The following is a 20,786-nucleotide window of genomic DNA, read 5'->3' as shown; positions in this document are numbered from 1 at the left end:
ATGAAAGACGGACTAGGGCTGAACAGTTTACCCATCTTTCATTTAAGAACTTTACTTGATAGGAATGATGTAAATGAATCTTACTTATAAAGTACATCCAATTAAAACAAGATATCAAGGCTGGACGAATTATTGCTATATCATTGAAGATATTGTAAGCAGATCTGCAATTGTTGTTGACCCCTCATGGGAACTTAGTAAAATAACAACTAAACTTTCCGATCTAGAGGCTGACTTAACAGCAATCATATTGACACATTCTCATTACGATCATGTAAACCTGGTCGAGCCGCTGACGAAGATGTTTAACGCTCAAGTTTATATGTCAAAAAAAGAAATTGATTATTATCAATTCCGGTGCAGCAATTTAATTGGCCTGCATGATCAACAGACGATCAGCATAGGAAACATGAGAGTGCAATGCCTTCTCACTCCGGGGCACACAGCCGGAGGAATGTGTTATTTGTTTTCCGAGAGTATTTTTACCGGAGATACGGTATTTATAGAAGGATGCGGCATATGCGAGGGTGATGGCAGTTCTGCGGAAGAGATGTTCAGAAGCATTCAAAGGATTAAGTCGGAGGTTTCGACCTATGTACGAGTGTTCCCTGGCCACTCATTTGGCAAAACGCCCGGCCATACGATCGAGGATCTCTACCAGTATAATATTTACTTTCAAATTGATAATAAAGAACATTTTGTGAAATTTCGCACTCGTAAAAACCAAAAAGGTATTTTTGATTTTAAATAAGTCTTTTGAATCTATTGTCCTATTTTCTTTCGAATATCTAAATGATCAGCAATGTTTAAAATGATTATATAGAAGGATCTGATTTGTTTTGACTAAGGCTCTGGAGAAAAGATGAAGCGCATTCTCATCATATCCACGCCCTATAAGTAATACGGGTCATTTTTCTTATGTTCTGGTATAGCCCCTGATCCTTTATGCCCCAATTGAAAAAAATAGGAAAACAATCGAGTGAACTGTAGGAAAAATTAACTTGACGTTAATATTTACAGAGGTTACCATCAACATGAACATGCTACTATTTATCCGGTCATCACTATTTTTTATAAAATCATACAGAAGTGCATCATATTTACTAATCGGAAGGGTGGCTTTGAGAGAATGATCACATATGTTTTTCCGGGTCAGGGTTCGCAGAAACAGGGAATGGGCAGCGAACTATTCGATGAATTTAAAGAACTGATGGCTCAGGCAGATGAGATCCTAGGATATTCAATCAAACGTCTTTGCATAGAAAATCCTTATTCTAATTTAAACAAAACGCAATTTACACAGCCGGCTTTATATGTGGTAAACGCATTAAGTTACCTGAAAAAAATCCGTGAAGCGGAAGCTAAGCCCGACTTTGTCGCCGGGCACAGCTTGGGTGAGTACAATGCGTTATTTGCAGCGGAAGCCTTTGATTTTGAGACAGGTTTAAAGCTTGTCAGAAAAAGAGGCGAGCTGATGAGCATGGTGAGCAACGGCGGCATGGCAGCTGTTATGGGATTAAATGAAGAGCAGGTTGCAAGTGCTCTGAATCAATATGATTTACACAATGTTGATATCGCTAATGTGAACGCCCCATATCAAATTGTGATTTCAGGCAGAAAAGATGATATTGAAAAAGCCGCATCTCTTTTTGAAACGATGACTGAAGTTACAATGGTACTCCCCTTAAACGTAAGCGGCGCGTTTCATTCCAAATACATGAATAAAGCGAAAGAAGAATTTGAGCAATTTCTTCATACCTTTCATTTTTCGCCTCCGTCTATCCCGGTTATTTCTAATGTGTATGCCAAACCGTATACATACGAATTAATGAAGCAGACGCTGGCCGATCAAATCAACCATTCAGTGAAATGGACGGAGAGCATAAACTACTTAATGAATAAAGGCCAAATAGAGTTTGAGGAAATAGGGCCTGGAAATATTTTAACAGGGTTAATTCACCGTATAAAGAAAGATGCGGAAGCAATGTCCCGCTGAAAATGATGATCCCTAAGATCATGCACCGCTAAAGGCAGGCTAGAGATAGAGTTCCTTTTAATCAAGGTATAAAGTTTTAGAGGTGCAATCGTTCGTTCGACACTGTTTCTCAATGAATAACTTTATATACTGTTACATAATGAGGCTGATATAACATGTCCGCACCATATTAGACATTTGAACTATGTCAGTCAGCCGGCAAATGGATGCCAAACCATCGCTCTCACATCTAGATGGTCTCTTTTTCACCGCACCCAATCATTCATAGAGCCGATGTTTTTTGCTGATCCTGTCAGCATGTTATACCAATTTAGAGATATCAACATACATCTACGACCACTTCATAATTGATCCGCATCCAGAGCACCAAAACAATCTTCCTAAAGTTCCATTATGTCTTTTCATTAAATAATCGGATTTCACTCGCTGCTGTGTATCTTTTACAGCATACTAGCTGTCATAAATATAAAAAAAGTAGGTTATGCATATGAATGAACCGCTCGTTTTTATGTTTTCCGGACAAGGTTCCCAGTACTATCATATGGGGAAGGAATTATTTAAGGAAAATACCGTGTTTCGCCAATCGATGCTTGAAATGGATGCCATTGCAGCACGGCGAATCGGCACATCCATTGTTCAAGAAATCTATCATCCCGCTAAACGTGTGTCAGATCCGTTTGACAGCATTCTTTTGTCCCACCCCGCAATCTTTATAATTGAATACTCCTTATACAAGGTTTTGGCAGATAGGGGAATCTATCCTGATTACGTATTGGGATCAAGTCTGGGAGAATTCGCAGCAGCAGCTGTTTCTGGTGTGTCAGACGCAGAGAATATACTGAATTGCATACTTGAACAGGCCATTTTAATCCAGAAATCCTGCGATAAAGGAAAAATGCTGGCCATTCTTGATCAGCCGCAATTACTGAAAGACCATCCGCAGCTGTTTAGAAATAGTGAACTCATCTCTATCAATTATGATTCGCACTTCCTCATTTCTGGTGAAGAAGAAAACATAAAGCAGATCATGGAGGTTTTAAAAGAGAAGCAGATTCTTTACCAGCAGCTGCCTGTGTCCTATGCCTTTCATTCTTCGCTTATTGATCCGGCAGAAAGTGTCTATGCAGATTTTTTAAGTTCAATCTCTTTTAAAAACCCGTCAATACCAATGGTGTCGAGTTTAACGGGGGGCTGTCTTCGCGAAATAGACAAGCATTTCTTTTGGGATGCGGTTAGAAAGCCAATGAGATTTCGCGAAGCGATTGGATATTTAGAAAGCCAGCATACATGCCGGTTTATCGATTTAGGGCCATCCGGCACCTTAGCTGCTTTTGTGAAACAGCTGATTCCGGGTGATTCAGCTGACCGCTGCTGCTCGATCATCACACCATTTCATCAGGAGCTGAAAAATCTGAATACGGTTGAGTGTTTCCGTACACCAGAAAGGAAGTTTACAAGATGATTACATATGTTTTTCCAGGGCAAGGCTCTCAGCAAAAGGGAATGGGACAAGGACTATTTGAACAATATCGTCATTTGACTGATCAAGCAGATCAAATTTTGGGCTATTCAATAGAAAAGCTTTGTACCGAAAAATCCTATTTGGATGTAAACCATACTGAATACACGCAGCCGGCTTTGTACGTCGTCAATGCACTCAGTTATTTGAAGAGACTGGAGGAAACCGGCAGAAAACCTGATTTTGCGACAGGACATAGCTTAGGAGAATACAATGCGTTGTTTGCAGCGGGGGCCTTTGATTTTGGAACCGGATTAAGACTTGTCAAAAAAAGAGGCGAACTGATGGGACGAATTACAGGAGGCGGAATGGCTGCTGTGATCGGCCTGAATAAGGAACAAGTTACAGCCGTTTTAGAAGAGCACCGTCTCTATGACATTGATGTGGCAAATGAAAATACGCCTCGGCAGATTGTGATCTCCGGCCAAAAAAAAGAGATTGAAAAAGCCGGAACGGTTTTTGAAAACACCAAGGATGTAAAGCTATTTCACCCTTTAAACGTAAGCGGAGCTTTTCATTCCAGATATATGAATGAAGCAAAACAGGAATTTAAGCAATTTATTGACTCATTCCTTTTTGCGCCTTTATCTGTCCCTGTTATCTCCAATATCTATGCAGAGCCCTATCAACAGGACAGGATAAAAGAGACATTATCTGAACAAATGGTCAGCACAGTGAAATGGACGGACAGCATACGTTTTCTGATGGGAAGAGGAGAAATGGAGTTTGAAGAGATCGGGCCTGGAACTGTTTTAACCGGCCTCATCCAGCGGATTAAAAATGAAGCAGAACCGTTAACACATGCACCCGAAAAGAACCTTGCTTCCCGTCATACGTTCAGTGCGCATTCAAAGGAACAAGCAGAAGCGGCTGGACATCGACCTCAAGTTCAAGCTGGAATTACGGCAGAATCTTTAGGAAATGCTGAGTTTAAACAGGATTATCAACTTACATATGCTTATCTTGCAGGAGGAATGTACCGCGGCATTGCTTCGAAAGAAATGGTAGTAAAGCTGTCAAAAGCAGGAATGATGGGGTTCTTTGGTACAGGCGGCCTGAGTCTGAATGAGGTTGAAGATGCGATCCTCACTATTCAAGAAGAATTAGGGGAAGGACAAGCCTACGGCATCAATCTCGTCCATAATATGAAACATACTGAATCAGAAGAAAAAATGATTAACCTTTTATTGAAGCATCAAGTGAGAAATGTGGAAGCTTCAGCATTTTTAAGTGTCACTCCCGCATTGATAAGGTATCGCGCAAAAGGAGTGAAACGAAACCCCGATGGTGAAATTATTTGCTCACATCGTATCATTGCGAAATTATCACGGCCGGAAGTTGCAGAATCATTTCTGAGTCCTGCGCCTGAGAATATGCTGCAAAAGCTTTTAGGAGAAAATAAAATCACAGTGAATGAAGCTGAGTTGTTGCGTAACATTCCGATGGCTGATGATATTTGTGTGGAAGCTGATTCAGGCGGCCATACAGATGGAGGTGTGGCATACAGCCTGATGCCGGCGATGACGTCATTAAGAGATGAAATGATGAAAAAATATCAATATCCGAAAAAAATTAGAGTTGGTGCAGCTGGAGGAATTGGAACGCCTGATGCAGCGGTGGCAGCTTTTATGCTTGGTGCTGATTTCATTGTAACAGGCTCAATCAATCAATGTACGGTTGAGGCGGCGACAAGTGATAAAGTAAAGGATTTGCTTCAACAGATGAATGTACAAGATACAGCCTACGCGCCTGCGGGTGATATGTTTGAGTCGGGCAGCAAGGTGCAAGTGCTGAAAAAAGGCGTGTTCTTTCCGGCGCGGGCAAGCAAGTTATATGAACTGTACCAGCGATACGGGTCAATACGTGAGCTGGATGCAAAGACGTTGACTCAGCTGGAGGAGAAATACTTCAAACGCAGTATAGAAGACATCTATAAAGATATGACATTGCATTATCCCGAGGCAGAAATTGAGAAGGCTGAACAAAATCCGAAGCATAAAATGGCTTTGATTTTCCGATGGTACTTCAGATACAGCTCCAACTTGGCAATCAGCGGAAGCGAACATTCGAAGGTCGATTATCAAATTCACTGCGGTCCGGCGCTGGGAGCCTTTAATCAATGGGCCAAAGGTTCTGAATTAGAAAACTGGCGCAGTCGTCATGTGGATGAGATCGGAAAAACATTAATGACAGAAACGGCAGCATTGCTTCATGAAAGGATGCAATCAATGTATCAACCTTCGTTTTAAAAGACAGTATAAGATTGATAGTTTGAATATTACGAAAATACTATAAAAAGTACTCAAATGAACCCTTGAAGGAGAGAGCGCGTTATGGATAAACAGAGAATCTTTGAAGTGTTAGTCACCAATATTTGCGAGGTGCTTCCTGAATTAGACGGACACAGATTTGAGCCTGAAGATCAGTTAGTTGAGTTAGGAGCTGATTCTGTAGACAGAGCCGAAATTATCACAATGGTGCTAGAGGATTTATCATTAAAAATTCCCCGCATTGAGCTGTCTGGGGTGAAAAATATCGGCGAGTTGGCTGAGGTGCTTTATGACAAAGTGCAAACTGTCTGAGGTGGTGGTGACCGGTGTAGGCGTTACGGCTGCTATCGGTCAAGGGAAAGAAGCCTTTGCTTCTTCGCTGCTGTCCGGCAGGCATGCCTTTGATGTTATGAAGCGTTCGGGCAGACAAAAAGACAGCCGGTTTATTGGAGCTGAAATTGCGTCATTGTCTTATCCCGACCGGCTTTCTAAAAAATTATTAAGAAAAGCGTCATTTTCCAGCCGTGCTGCATTGGTGACTCTCTCAGAGGCTTGGGAGGAAGCTGAATTAAACGAAGTCGATTCCGCACGTATCGGACTGGTAGTCGGTGGATCAAATTTTCAGCAGAGAGAAACCTTACAGCTTTATGAAAGTTATCAAGATCGCTCTGGTTTTATTTCGCCTGCGTATGGCCTGTCTTTCATGGATAGCGACCTTTGCGGATTATGCACAGATCAGTTTGGCATTACGGGCTTAGCTTATACCGCGGGAGGAGCCTCGGCCAGCGGCCAGTTAGCAGTGATTCATGCGATTCAGCAAGTCTTGTCAGGCGAGGTAGATATTTGCATAGCGCTTGGTGCATTAATGGACCTTTCTTATATGGAATGCGAGGCGCTAAGGGCTTTAGGCGCTATGGGAACGGACAAATATGCGGAGGTGCCTGAAAAAGCGTGCCGTCCCTTCGATCAGAACAGAGACGGGTTTATTTATGGAGAATCGTGCGGCGCATTGGTGATAGAACGAAAGGAGACCGCTGTCCACCGAGGTGTCAAGCCTTATGCAGCGTTGTCTGGATGGTCAATCAAACTAGACGGGAACCGGAATCCCGATCCTTCATTAGAAGGGGAGATTCATGTCATCCAGGAGGCGCTGGAGCGTGCCGGCCTTTCACCAGAAGATATTGATTATATTAATCCCCATGGCACGGGTTCTTTTATTGGAGATGAAATTGAATTAAAGGCGCTGCATGCGTGCGGGCTTTCCCACGCTTATATTAACGCAACAAAATCGATAATCGGGCACGGCCTCAGCGCCGCAGGCATTGTAGAGGTGATTTCTGTTTTGCTGCAAATGAGAAAATCTGCCCTGCATCCGAGCCGGAATTTGGATCATCCAATTGATGATTCTTTTCATTGGGTAAATGAGAAATCGATTTCATACCGCATCAAAAATGCGCTGAGCTTAAGCATGGGGTTTGGCGGAATGAACACCGCGGTTTGTATACAAAACATTGAGAAATGTGGAGGCGAATCATAAATGGTTTCAGCCGGAATAGAAGCGATGAATGTCTTTGGCGGGACGGCATACCTTGATGTCATGGAACTTGCCAAATATAGACACTTAGATACTGCCAGATTTGAAAACTTATTAATGAAAGAAAAAGCGGTAGCGCTGCCTTATGAAGATCCAGTGACCTTTGGAGTCAATGCAGCTAAGCCGATTATTGATGCATTATCCGAAGCCGAGAAGGACCGGATTGAATTGTTGATCACTTGTTCTGAATCCGGGATCGACTTTGGGAAATCGTTAAGTACATATATCCATGAATATTTAGGCCTGAACCGCAATTGTCGTTTGTTTGAGATTAAACAGGCATGTTATTCAGGAACCGCAGGATTTCAGATGGCGGTCAATTTTATATTATCCCAGACGTCTCCGGGTGCCAAAGCGCTGGTTATCGCCAGTGATATTTCACGTTTCTTAATCGCCGAGGGCGGAGACGCTTTAAGTGAAGACTGGTCTTATGCTGAACCGAGCGCCGGAGCGGGAGCGGTGGCCATTTTAGTAGGCGAAAATCCCGAGGTGTTTCAAATAGATCCCGGAGCAAATGGCTATTACGGCTATGAAGTGATGGATACGTGCCGTCCTATTCCCGATAGTGAAGCGGGAGATTCTGACCTGTCTTTAATGTCATATCTGGATTGCTGCGAACAAACCTTTCTGGAATACCAAAAACGTGTGCCCGGTGCAAGTTATCAGGACACGTTTCAATACCTTGCTTACCATACACCTTTTGGCGGGATGGTGAAAGGTGCGCACCGAACAATGATGCGTAAGGTGGCGAAGGCGAAAACAGCTGATATTGAATCGGATTTTTCAAATCGTGTAAAGCCAGGTTTAAACTATTGCCAACGGGTTGGAAATATTATGGGAGCTGCCTTGTTTCTGGCGTTGGCCAGCACGATAGACCAAGGGCGGTTTGATTCGCCTAAACGAATCGGCTGTTTTTCCTACGGATCAGGCTGCTGTTCTGAATTTTACAGCGGTATTACAACTCCGCAAGGCCAGAAACGCCAGCGCTCATTTGGCATTGAGAAGCATTTAGATCGCCGATATCAGCTCTCAATGGAAGAGTATGAGCTGCTGTTTAAGGGGAACGGGATGGTGCGGTTCGGAACGCGCAATGTAAAGCTGGATGTTGAGATGATACCGGGCATCATGCAGTTTACTCAAGAGAAGCCGCGCTTATTTTTAGAAGAAATTTCTGAGTTTCATCGGAAGTACAGGTGGATCTCGTGACCTATCAAACGATAAAGGTCCGCATTCAAGAGTCGGTTTGCTATATCACCTTTCACCGTCCTGAAGCGAATAATACGATTAATGACACACTCATAGAAGAATGTTTGCAAGTGTTAAACCAATGTGAAACATCATCGGTTACGGTTGTCGTTTTAGAAGGGCTTCCCGAAGTATTTTGCTTCGGCGCAGATTTTCAAGAAATGTATCAGGAAATGAAAAGCGGCAAAAACCAGGCAAGATCTCAAGAGCCTCTCTATGATTTATGGCTGAAATTGCAGACAGGCCCTTATGTCACAATTTCGCATGTCAGGGGAAAAGTGAATGCCGGCGGTCTTGGATTCGTATCTGCCACAGATATTGCCATAGCTGATGAAACGGCGTCATTCAGTCTCTCTGAGCTGTTATTCGGTTTGTATCCGGCTTGTGTTTTACCGTTTCTGATTCGCCGGATCGGCTGGCAGAAAGCACATTATATGACGCTGATGACAAAGCCGATTTCCGTACAGGAAGCCGGTGAATGGGGGTTAATAGATGCCTTTGATGCTCAAAGTGAGGTGCTGCTGAGAAAGCATTTATTGCGGCTGCGAAGACTGAATAAAAAGGGAATCGCGGATTATAAACAGTTTATCAGCTCACTTGATCATCAAGTCAGCCGTTCGAAATCCATCGCTTTAACTGCAAATCAAGACATGTTTACTGACCCTCAAAACCAGATGGGAATCATCAGGTATGTTGAAACAGGACAATTCCCATGGGAGGAACAGTAATCATTTGAAAAGATGACAATCAGAACCGTTAGGAGGACATCATGACGCATTCTGTTGTAGAGCTCATCGAAATTGAGCCTGCTATTATTCAGGTAAAAATGCATGACCGCACTCATAAAAACGCGTTTTCACAAGAACTTACAGACGGTTTAATTCAAGCGTTTGAATTCATTCGGAAAAACCCCAATTATAAAGCAGTCATTTTGACAGGGTATGATAACTATTTTGCTTCAGGAGGAACGCAAGAAGGGCTGCTTCGAATTCAGCAGGGATTGACCAAGTTCACGGATGACAATCTTTATTCGCTGGCGCTGGATTGCGAGATTCCAGTCATCGCGGCAATGCAGGGACACGGAATTGGAGGCGGCTTTGTCATGGGGCTTTTTGCTGACATTGTCATTCTGGCCAGAGAGAGTGTGTATACGGCTAATTTTATGAAATACGGATTTACGCCTGGAATGGGCGCAACCTTTATCGTTCCTAAAAAACTGGGGTTCAGCCTGGCTCAGGAAATACTAATGAATGCGGGCAGCTACCGCGGAGCTGATCTCGAAAAAAGAGGGGTTCCCTTTAAAGTCCTGCCTCGTACGGAAGTATTAGATTATGCGGTGGAACTGGCGCATGAATTCGCGGAAAAGCCGAGAAACTCATTGATTACATTAAAAGACCATTTGGTTGCCCCGCTTCGTGAGCAGCTGCCTCACGTCATAGAACAGGAATTGATGATGCACGAGAAAACATTTCATCATGAGGAAGTCAAAATGAGAATCAAAGGTTTGTATGGAAATTAACCAAAAATCCACATGAAAATTTGCAGATTAAATGGAGGCAGCGCGATGAGAAATAATGATAATACACGCATTTTAGCTAATCCTTCTGTCAGCTACGGTGAGCCTTTACATCTATCTGAAGAGCAGCCGGCAACAATACCTGAAGTTTTATACAGAACTGCTGCTGAGCTCGGGGATACAAAGGGAATCATTTATTTGCAGCCGGATGGAAAAGAAGTGTATCAATCATATGGACGATTGTGGAATGATGCACTGCGTATCGTAAAGGGGCTCCGGCAATCAGGCCTGAAAGCAAAACAAAACGTGATTTTGCAGCTAGGCGACAATTCTCAGCTTCTCCCTGCGTTCTGGGGGTGTGTTTTAGCAGGAATTGTTCCGGCTCCGTTAGCCGTTCCGCCAACGTACGCTGAATCGAGCAGCGGGACTCAAAAGCTGAAAGATGCATGGACGCTTCTTGACAAGCCGGCGGTGATTACGGACCGGGACATGCACCAGGAAATGATCGATTGGGCAAGTGAACAAGGCCTTGAAGGATTCCGTGCAATCGCTGCGGAAGATCTGCTCAGTGCCGAGGCAGAGACGGATTGGCATCAATCCAGTCCTGAAGACTTAGCGCTTTTATTGCTGACTTCAGGCAGTACTGGAACGCCCAAAGCAGTTATGCTGAATCATCGAAACATTATGAGCATGGTGAAAGGGATTATTCAAATGAAAGGCTTCACCAGAGAAGATATCACATTTAACTGGATGCCGTTTGATCATGTCGGAGGCATCGGAATGTTGCATTTGCGGGATGTCTATCTAGGCTGCCAAGAAATTAACGTCTCAAGTGAAACGATCTTAATGGAGCCGCTGAAATGGCTGGATTGGATTGATCATTACCGTGCTTCTGTTACGTGGGCACCGAATTTTGCGTTCGGTCTTGTCACTGATTTTGCAGAAGAAATGAAAAACAGGAAATGGGATCTGTCCTCAATGCGTTACATGCTCAATGGCGGCGAAGCAATGGTCGCCAAGGTAGGGCGCAGAATGCTTGAGCTTTTAGAACCCCATGGACTGCCTGCTGATGCGATCCGGCCTGCATGGGGAATGTCCGAAACGTCATCCGGCGTTATTTTCTCTCATGAATTTACCCGGGCTGCAACAAGTGATGATGATCATTTTGTCGAAATCGGTTCTCCAATCCCTGGATTCTCTATGAGAATAGTGAATGACCATAATGATTTGGTTGAGGAAGGCGAGATTGGCCGTTTTCAAGTTTCGGGTCTTTCCGTTACAAGCGGTTATTACCGGCGCCCGGATTTAAATGAGAGTGTGTTTACGGAAGATGGATGGTTTGAAACCGGAGACCTTGGCTATTTGCGGAACGGGCGCTTAACCATTACAGGGCGCACGAAAGATGCAATTATCATTAATGGCATTAATTATTACAGTCATGCGATTGAGTCTGCTGTTGAAGAATTAGCGGAAATCGAAACTTCTTATACTGCTGCCTGCGCAGTCCGCGTGGATCAGAATTCAACGGACCAGCTGGCTATCTTCTTTGTTACTTCCGCAAACATGAATGATGAGCAGATGTCTCAGCTTCTTAGAAACATACAATCCCATGTCTCACAGGCGATCGGCGTCACCCCGGAATATTTGCTGCCGGTACAAAAAGAAGAGATTCCGAAAACGGCTATCGGAAAGATCCAGCGCACCCAGCTGAAAACGTCATTTGAAAATGGAGATTTCGATTACTTGCTTCATAACCCCAACCGGATGAACGGGGCGGTCCAAGACGAGGACATGCAGCAAGCAGATCATGTGAGGAGAATAAGGGAAGAGATACAGGAGCATCTGCTCAGCTGTTTGACTGAGGAGCTGCACGTTTCCCGCGATTGGGCGGAGCCAAATGCTAATATCCAGAGCCTTGGAGTGAATTCTATCAAGATGATGAAGCTCATTCGGTCGGTCGAGAAAAAATACCGTATCAAACTCACAGCCAGAGAGATACATCAGTATCCTACGATTGAACGCTTGGCTGGCTATCTATCTAAACAAGAAGATATCAGCAGCATCTCTGATGACACAGCGGGTACTGACACATCGAAAACGGAACCGGAAAAGAGTCAGGCAGCTTTTCAGCCTCTGTCTGAGGTGCAAAAAGGATTGTGGACATTGCAAAAAATGTCACCTGAAAAAAGTGCCTATCATGTACCTCTCTGTTTTCGATTTTCGTCAGGGCTTCACCTTGAAACATTACAAGAGGCTTTCGGCTTTGTATTCCATCAGCACCCGATCTTAAAGCATGTCATCCGAGAGAAAGACGGAGTGCCATATCTTACACATGATCCAGCGTTTTCACTTGAAATCAAGACAGAAGACATCTCAGGAATGAAAGAGTCTGACATTCCTTCTTTTCTTAGAAAGAAAGGAAAGGAACCGTATGTAAAGGAAAACAGCCCGTTAGTGCGTGTCATGAGTTTTTCCAGATCTGAACAAGAGCAGTTTTTACTAGTTGTCATTCACCATTTGATTTTTGACGGGGTTTCGTCTGTAACATTTATACGCAGTCTGTTTGACAGCTATAAGCTTCTTTTAGAAGGACAGCAGCCGGAAATAACTGTTTCTCCTGCCATTTATCACGATTTTGCGGCCTGGGAGCAGAACATGCTTGCCGGAAAAGACGGCGCGAAGCATCGTTCATACTGGCAGAAACAGCTATCGGGAACTTTGCCGAATCTTCAGCTGCCTAAGGTCAGCACAAGTTCAGCCGATTCTGAGTTTGAAGAGGATACATACACCCGGCAGCTGTCCAGCGGCTTCATGAATCGGGTCAGGACGTTTGCGAAAGAGCATTCTGTGAATGTTTCGACGGTATTCTTAAGCTGCTATATGATGCTGTTGGACCGCTATACCGGACAAAAGGAACAGATTGTCGGCATGCCGGCGATGGTGAGACCGGAAGAAAGATTTGATGCTTCCATTGGGCATTTTCTTAATATGCTCCCGATTCGCAGTGAACTGAACCCGGCAGATATTTTTTCTGAATTTGTGGCTAAATTGCAATTTACCATGTTGGATGGACTTGATCATGCAGACTATCCGTTTCCGAAAATGGTGAGGGATTTGAATATTCCTCGCAGCGAAGCGGGCTCACCGGTGTTTCAAACTGCTTTTTTCTATCAGAATTTTCTTCAAACAGGAAGCTATCAAAACTTGTTGAGCCGCTATGCTGACTTCTTTTCTGTCGATTTCGTTGAGCGTATTCATCAAGAGGGTGAATACGAATTAGTATTTGAACTTTGGGAAACTGAAGAAATAATGGAGCTGAACATTAAATACAATACTGGGCTATTTGATGCGGCATCTGTATCCGCGATGTTCGATCAATTTGTTTATGTAACAGAACAGGCAGTGTTGAATCCTTCTCAGCCTTTAAAAGAGTATTCTTTACTGCCTGCAGCAGAGGAGCAGATAATTCTTAAAACATGGAACGACACTGGCAAAACGTATCCATATACATGTTTTCATGAATTGTTTGAGCAGCAGGCGAAAAAGACGCCTGATAGAGCGGCTGTCAGCTATGAAAATCAAACATTGACGTATCGAGAGCTTGATGAAAGAAGCACACAGCTGGCCATTTATTTGCAGGCGCATGGAGTGGGTCCGGACCGCTTGACAGGAATCTATGTGGATCGGTCGCTGGACATGTTGGTGGGATTATTGGCGATTCTCAAGGCTGGAGGAGCATATGTGCCGCTTGACCCTTCCTATCCGGCTGAGCGACTGGAGTACATGCTGGAGGACAGTGAAGTCTCCATCACGCTGACGACATCAGAATTAGTAAACACGTTGAGTTGGAGCGGTGTCAAGACTGCTCTGTTAGATCAAGACTGGGATGAGATCGCTCAAACAGCCTCTGATCGAAAAGTGCTTACACGCACTGTCACGCCCGAAAACTTGGCATATGTCATTTATACATCCGGCAGCACAGGAAAGCCAAAAGGTGTCATGATACCGCATAAAGCTTTGACCAATTTTCTCGTTTCGATGGGAGAAACACCAGGTCTTTCACCAGAGGATAACATGCTCGCTGTCACAACCTACTGTTTTGATATCGCGGCTCTGGAGTTATATTTGCCTTTGATAAAGGGCGCACACTGCCATATTTGCCAAACGGAGCATACGAAAGACGTTGAAAAACTGAAACAGGACATCCAAACGATCAAACCGACAGTGATGCAGGCAACGCCGGCTACATGGAAGATGCTCTTTTATTCAGGCTGGGAAAATGAAGAGAGGGTGAAAATTCTATGCGGAGGCGAAGCTTTGCCTGAGACATTAAAACGATATTTCTTACATACAGGCAGCGAAGCTTGGAATATGTTCGGGCCAACCGAAACAACCATCTGGTCAGCGGTTCAGCGTATTAATGAAGAATGCTCTCATGCCACGATAGGAAGGCCAATCGCCAATACACAAATCTATATTACGGATTCTCAGCTTGCACCAGTACCGGCTGGCGTTCCCGGAGAGCTTTGCATTGCAGGGGACGGCGTGGCGAAAGGCTATTACAAAAAGCCAGAATTAACGAATACGAGATTCATTGACAGCCCTTTTGAGTCTGGATCGAAGCTTTATAGAACGGGAGACATGGCGCGCTGGCTTCCGGGAGGACGAATTGAATATATAGGCCGTATCGATAATCAGGTGAAAATACGCGGATTCCGTATTGAACTTGGCGATATTGAAAGCAGGCTCAGTGAGCATTCCGGCATTCAGGAATGCGTCGTGGTCGCGGCTGAAGAGAATGGAATGGAAAAGCTTGTTGCCTATTATACAGCTAAACATGCAAATGCTTCTCTTGCAGCAAGAGAGCTGCGTCATTATGTGAAAGACGCTTTGCCTGCCTATATGGTGCCTTCTTATTTTATTCAGCTTGACCATATGCCGTTAACACCGAACGGAAAGATAGACAGAAATAGACTTAAGAATAGCGGACTAACTGCGAAGCATTCAAAAGAAAGAAAGATCTCTCCTAAGAACATTATGGATGCTGTATTGGCCATTTGGCAGGATGTATTGAAAATGACTGACATTGAACGGGAAGACGGATTTTTCGATGTGGGCGGTGATTCGCTTCTCGCGGTTACTGTGGCTGACCGCATCAAACATGAATTATCCTGTGAATTTTCTGTCACAGACCTGTTTGAGTACTCAACGATCAAAAATATCAGCCAATACATCACTGAACAGCGAATGGCGGATACAAGTATCTCTGTGCCGACAGAACCGGCAGCTTATATAGATCAGTCCTTCGAGGGGAACGATCTGCCAGATTATTATGAGGATAGTGTAGCGGTTATTGGTATATCGTGTGAATTTCCAGGGGCGAAAAATCATGATGAGTTTTGGGAGAACCTCAGAGACGGCAAGGAAAGCATTACGTTTTTCAGTAAAGAAGAGCTTCAGCGCTTTGGCATTTCAGAGGAGATGGCGGAAAATGCCGACTATGTCCCAGCTAAATCTTCTATTGATGACAAAGACAAGTTTGATCCAAGTTTCTTTCAAATCTCTCCTAAAGACGCTGAATTTATGGATCCGCAGTTTCGAATGCTGCTGACTCACTCATGGAAAGCAATAGAAGATGCCGGTTATGCTGCGAAACAGATTCCGCAAACCAGTGTTTTTATGTCGGCAAGCAACAATTCTTATCGCGCGCTGCTGCCGTCAGATACAACAGAGAGTCTGGAAACGCCGGACGGTTATGTCTCGTGGGTGCTTGCTCAGAGCGGGACGATTCCGACAATGATTTCTCATAAGCTCGGGCTGAAAGGGCCAAGCTATTTTGTCCATGCTAACTGCTCATCGTCCCTGATTGGACTGCATTCTGCCTATAAAAACCTGCTGTCGGGTGAATCTGCTTATGCTTTAGTTGGCGGTGCTACGCTCCATACCGAGTCAAATATCGGATATATGCATCAGCCGGGACTGAACTTTTCGAGCGACGGACATATTAAAGCTTTTGACGCATCAGCTGACGGAATGATAGGCGGTGAGGGTGTTGCCGTAGTATTGCTGAAAAAAGCGGCTGATGCTGTAAAAGATGGAGATCATATCTATGCTTTGCTGAGAGGCATAGGTGTAAATAACGACGGCGCTGACAAAGTCGGTTTTTATGCTCCAAGCGTCAAAGGTCAGGCTGATGTGGTGCAAAAGGTCATGAATCAAACGAAGATACATCCTGAAACCATCCGCTATGTGGAAGCGCACGGAACCGGAACGAAGCTTGGAGATCCAATCGAGCTGGCGGCTTTAACGAACGTTTACCGGAAATATACAAATAAAACGCAATTTTGCGGCATTGGGTCGGTCAAAACCAACATCGGACATTTAGATACAGCTGCCGGTCTGGCGGGCTGCATTAAGGTCGTGATGAGTCTTTATCATCAGGAGCTGGCACCGAGCATCAATTATAAGGAGCCGAATCCAAATATAGATTTAGCCAACTCTCCTTTTTACGTCGTCGATCAAAAGAAAACGTTAAGCCGTGATATCAAAACGCACAGGGCTGCACTTAGCTCGTTCGGGCTAGGCGGGACAAACACTCACGCCATTTTTGAACAATACAAAAAGGATTCTGATAAGAGAAAGATAGACGGGACCTGTATCATACCGATCTCGGCAAAAAATAAAGAGAGACTGCAGGAGTATGTACGAGATATTATGGCCTATTTGGATAGAAAAGGGCTTGAGAACGAACAGCTGCCTGATTTTGCGTATACCCTTCAGGTCGGGCGGGAAGCGATGGACTATCGCGTTGCCTTTACTGCCGATCATGTGAATGAGTTAAAACAGAAGCTCACAGATTTTATCAGTGGAAAAACAGTGATTGAAGGCTGTTTTCAAGGAAGTCAGCAGAATTCCAGGGAAGTTTCATGGCTGACGGAGGACGAGGACAGCGCCGAACTGATCCGTAAGTGGATGGCCAAAGGAAAAGTGAACAAGCTTGCGGAAATTTGGAGCAAGGGAGCATATATGGATTGGATGCAGCTTTACAAAGATGAGCGTCCATACAGAATGAGTCTGCCGACATATCCATTTGCAAAGGAACGATACTGGCCGTCTCAGGCTGACCGCAAGCCGTCGAGTCATATATCCGGAGATCAGACAGAGACCGGTTCCATTCATCCGCTGCTCCATCAGAATACATCTGATTTTTCTGAACAGAAATTCAGTTCGGTTTTCACTGGTGAGGAATTCTTTCTGAGAGACCATGTGGTAAGAGGAAAGCCGGTGCTCCCTGGTGTTGCATACCTAGAAATGGTCCGCGCGGCTATCAAGCAGGCGGCAGGAAGCGATAATGGCCAAGGGGTCAGAATCAGATTGAATCATACAGTCTGGGTTCAGCCTGTTGTGGTTGACAATCATTCGGCTCAAGTGGATATCGGTCTCTTTCCTGAAGAAGATGGGAAAATCACTTTTGACATTTACAGTACACAGGAAGACGGGGCCGACCCGGTTATTCATAGTCAAGGCAGTGCGGAGCTGGTATCTGCCGCCAAAACGCCGGTCGCAGATCTCACTGAAATATTACGCCGCTGCGGCAAAGGAAAGATGTCAGCTGATCAATTTTACGAAGAAGGCAGAAGCAGGGGGATGTTCCATGGTTCGGCCTTCCAAGGGATTAAGAATGTGAATATAGGAAACAAAGAGGTTTTGGCGCAGCTGCAGCTTCCAGAAATCGTTTCTGGAACGAAGGAACAGTTTGTGTTGCATCCAAGTATCATGGACTCCGCCTTGCAGACGGCAACAATATGCATCATGCAGGAATTGACGGATCAGAAGCTGATTTTGCCATTTGCGCTTGAAGAGCTTGAGGTGATCAATGGATGTTCGTCTTCTATGTGGGCTTATGCTCGTTTAAGTGACAGCCATCACTCCGAGGATATTGTTCAGAAAGCGGATATCGATGTCATTGACGAAAGCGGAGATGTATGTGTCAGGATCAAAGGGTTCTCCACGAGAGTATTGGAAGGGGAGGTTCACTCATCAAAGTCTTCACCGCGGCATGAACGCTTAATGCTCGAACCGGTATGGAGAGAACAGAATGGCGGATTTGTGGACGAAGACCTTTCATTCGCAGAGCATATCGTTGTTCTCTTTGAAACTGAACGAAGTGTCATAGACAGCCTTGCATCAAACATGAAGGATACCCGTGTCATAACTCTGGATGAAGCTGAAGGGCATATTGCAGAACGTTATCAGTTATACGCGCAGAACGTGTTTGAGCTCGTGCAAAGAAAGATCCGTGAGCATTCTGCAGGCCGTGTTATCATTCAAGCCATCGTTCCGCTGAATAAAGAGAAACAATTGTTTGCTGGTGTTTCCGGTCTGCTTAAAACAGCTGAATTAGAATTCAGCAAACTTACAGCTCAGGTCATCGAGATCGAGAAGCCTGAAGAGATGAATGATCTTCATTTCAAGCTGAAAGACGACTGCCGGAGGCCTGCTGATAAACAAATTCGATATGAGGCTGGAAACCGCTTTGTGAAAGGCTGGCGGGAAATGGCTCTGCCTTCCGCTGATGAGCATCATATGCCGTGGAGAGACGAGGGCGTTTATCTCATCACAGGCGGAGCAGGAAGCTTAGGCCTTCTGTTTGCAAAGGAAATTGCCGATCGAGCCGTTCGATGCACCATTGTGCTGACAGGACGCTCTGTTTTAAGTGAGCGTAAGAAAAATGAACTGGAGACTCTTCGAAGCATGGGGGCGGAGGTTGTCTATCGAGAGACTGATGTCAGTGATCAGAGAGCGGTTCGGCGTCTCATGAAGGAAATCAAAGAAAAGTATGGCACACTCAACGGAATCATTCACGGTGCAGGCAGCATTAAAGATCACTTCATCGTTCAAAAATCGAATATAGAGTTTCAAGAAGTGTTGCAGCCAAAAGTAAGCGGATTGTTACATGTAGACGAATGCAGCAAGGACTTTCCATTGGACTTTTTCATTTTATTCTCATCTGTTTCCGGAAGTTTAGGAAACGCTGGACAAGCTGATTATGCGGCAGCCAATACGTTTATGGATGCATTTGCTGCATACCGGCGTTCCCTTGCGGTATCAAAGAAGCGATTCGGCTCAACCATTTCCTTTAACTGGCCGTTATGGGAAGAAGGCGGGATGCAAGTCGGCGCTGAAGTTGAACAGAGAATGCTGAAAACCATGGGAATGGTCCCGATGCCAACAGATAGCGCCTTGGAAGCATTTTATCAAGGAATAGCATCTGATAAGCCGCAAGTTTTTGTGATGGAAGGACAGCTTCAGAAAATGAAGCAAAAACTGCTTTCTACAGGAACGACAGCCAAACGGAAAGAGCAGAAAAACGCAGATCAGGCTCACGGTCAAATTCAAAAATTAGAAGCGTCTTTGATTCAAATGGTTGGAGCGATTTTAAAAGTAAACAACGACGATATCGATGTCAATACAGAGCTGAGTGAGTACGGATTCGATTCGGTTACATTTACGGTCTTTACAAATCAGATCAACGAAGCATACCAATTGGAACTAACGCCGACCATATTCTTTGAATATGGAAGCATCCAAAGTCTGACTGAATATGTAATGACATCGCATCCGGGAGAATTGAATCAAGATGCTGCTGTTAATGATACAGATGAAACGTCAAGCTCATTTCACCGTTTAAATAGCCTGAGAGCATCATTAGGCAACATGGTCAGTGCGATCTTAAAAGTAGATAGTGAAGATATTGATGTCAATACAGAGCTGAGTGAATACGGGTTTGATTCGGTTACATTTACGGTCTTTACAAACAAGATCAACGAAACCTATCACTTGGAACTAACGCCGACCATTTTCTTTGAATATGGAAGCATCCAAAGCCTGGCTGAATATTTGATAGATGAATTTGAGGAGACTTTTGTTCAGGAGAGCGCAGAATCAGAGGGGCAAGAAGAGTTACAGACAATATCTCCTGAAGTTCCGAAAAGTACAACGGGCAGAAAGCACCGCTTCAAACAGCCCGTTATTGCAAAAGAAGAAACAAGCAAGCAGACTGCCGATTTTGAGCCGATTGCAATTGTCGGCATCAGCGGCCGATTTCCTGGCGCTATGGATATAGATGAATTTTGGAGAAACCTTGAGGAAGGCAAAAACAGCATCACAGAAGTGCCAAAAGATCGATGGGACTGGCGGGAGCATTATGGAAACCCTGACACTGAAGCCGATAAAACCGACATCAAATGGGGCGGATTTATTGATGGTGTAGCAGAGTTTGATCCGTTGTTTTTTGGTATTTCGCCGCGGGAAGCCAATTATGTAGACCCTCAGCAACGTCTGTTAATGACATACGTATGGAAGATGCTGGAAGATGCAGGGTGCTCGCCGCAAAGCCTTTCGGGTACAGGGACGGGTATCTTTATCGGTACTGGAAACACAGGTTACAAAGACCTATTCCATAGAGCGAATCTTCCAATTGAAGGCCATGCGGCTACAGGTCATATGATTCCTTCGGTTGGCCCGAATAGAATGAGTTATTTTCTGAATATCCATGGTCCGAGTGAACCTATTGAAACAGCTTGTTCCAGTTCTCTTGTAGCCATTCACCGTGCTGTGACGGCGATGCAAAGCGGCGATTGTGA

Annotated in this window: 10 protein-coding genes and 1 pseudogene (1 of these 11 cut by a window edge); all 11 read left to right on the top strand. The window is 44.5% G+C overall.

Features of this window, described 5'->3' with window-relative positions:
* Positions 1–73 precede the first annotated feature (73 nt).
* Positions 74–751 carry an MBL fold metallo-hydrolase gene (locus tag V6D41_RS05295; protein WP_333517513.1) on the top strand — a complete coding sequence of 226 codons (678 nt, stop codon included), beginning with the start codon at positions 74–76 and terminating at the stop codon, positions 749–751.
* A 111-nt stretch (positions 752–862) separates the two neighbouring features.
* Positions 863–1,133, top strand: a pseudogene (locus V6D41_RS05290) (hypothetical protein).
* Positions 1,130–1,996: an ACP S-malonyltransferase gene (gene fabD, locus V6D41_RS05285; protein WP_333517512.1), complete on the top strand. Its 867-nt coding sequence runs from the start codon at positions 1,130–1,132 to the stop codon at positions 1,994–1,996. The pseudogene V6D41_RS05290 and the gene fabD (V6D41_RS05285) overlap by 4 nt, the downstream one beginning before the upstream one ends.
* A 487-nt stretch (positions 1,997–2,483) precedes the next feature.
* Positions 2,484–3,458 (top strand): acyltransferase domain-containing protein, encoded by a 975-nt coding sequence (locus V6D41_RS05280; RefSeq protein WP_333517511.1) that lies wholly within the window; start codon positions 2,484–2,486, stop codon positions 3,456–3,458.
* On the top strand, positions 3,455–5,764 hold the full coding sequence (gene fabD, locus V6D41_RS05275; RefSeq protein ID WP_333517510.1) for an ACP S-malonyltransferase: 2,310 nt from the start codon (positions 3,455–3,457) through the stop codon (positions 5,762–5,764). The genes V6D41_RS05280 and fabD (V6D41_RS05275) overlap by 4 nt, the downstream gene beginning before the upstream one ends.
* A gap of 84 nt (positions 5,765–5,848) precedes the next feature.
* Positions 5,849–6,097 carry an acyl carrier protein gene (locus V6D41_RS05270; protein ID WP_087991461.1) on the top strand — a complete coding sequence of 83 codons (249 nt, stop codon included), beginning with the start codon at positions 5,849–5,851 and terminating at the stop codon, positions 6,095–6,097.
* Positions 6,075–7,322 (top strand): beta-ketoacyl synthase N-terminal-like domain-containing protein, encoded by a 1,248-nt coding sequence (locus V6D41_RS05265; RefSeq protein WP_333517508.1) that lies wholly within the window; start codon positions 6,075–6,077, stop codon positions 7,320–7,322. Before V6D41_RS05270 ends, V6D41_RS05265 begins: the two co-directional genes overlap by 23 nt.
* Positions 7,323–8,585, top strand: a complete 1,263-nt coding sequence (pksG, locus tag V6D41_RS05260) for a polyketide biosynthesis 3-hydroxy-3-methylglutaryl-ACP synthase PksG (protein ID WP_333517507.1) — start codon at positions 7,323–7,325, stop codon at positions 8,583–8,585.
* A complete protein-coding gene (locus V6D41_RS05255; protein WP_333517506.1) occupies positions 8,573–9,352 on the top strand; it encodes an enoyl-CoA hydratase/isomerase in 780 nt (259 codons plus the stop codon). The genes pksG and V6D41_RS05255 overlap by 13 nt, the downstream gene beginning before the upstream one ends.
* 41 nt (positions 9,353–9,393) lie before the next feature.
* Positions 9,394–10,143, top strand: coding sequence for a polyketide synthase (locus tag V6D41_RS05250; protein WP_333517505.1), 750 nt, complete (start codon positions 9,394–9,396; stop codon positions 10,141–10,143).
* A gap of 45 nt (positions 10,144–10,188) precedes the next feature.
* Positions 10,189–20,786, top strand: partial view of an amino acid adenylation domain-containing protein gene (locus V6D41_RS05245; protein WP_333517504.1) — the 5' portion only. Its footprint extends 4,540 nt past the window's final position; the window shows 10,598 of its 15,138 coding nt (coding positions 1–10,598); its start codon is at positions 10,189–10,191; the stop codon falls past the right edge of the window.

Origin of the sequence: Bacillus sp. 0102A (genome assembly GCF_036765155.1) — a bacterium.
Lineage (GTDB): Bacteria > Bacillota > Bacilli > Bacillales > Bacillaceae > Bacillus > Bacillus subtilis_G.
Note: the sequence above shows the minus strand (reverse complement) of the source record. Positions and strands in the feature narration are given on the sequence as shown.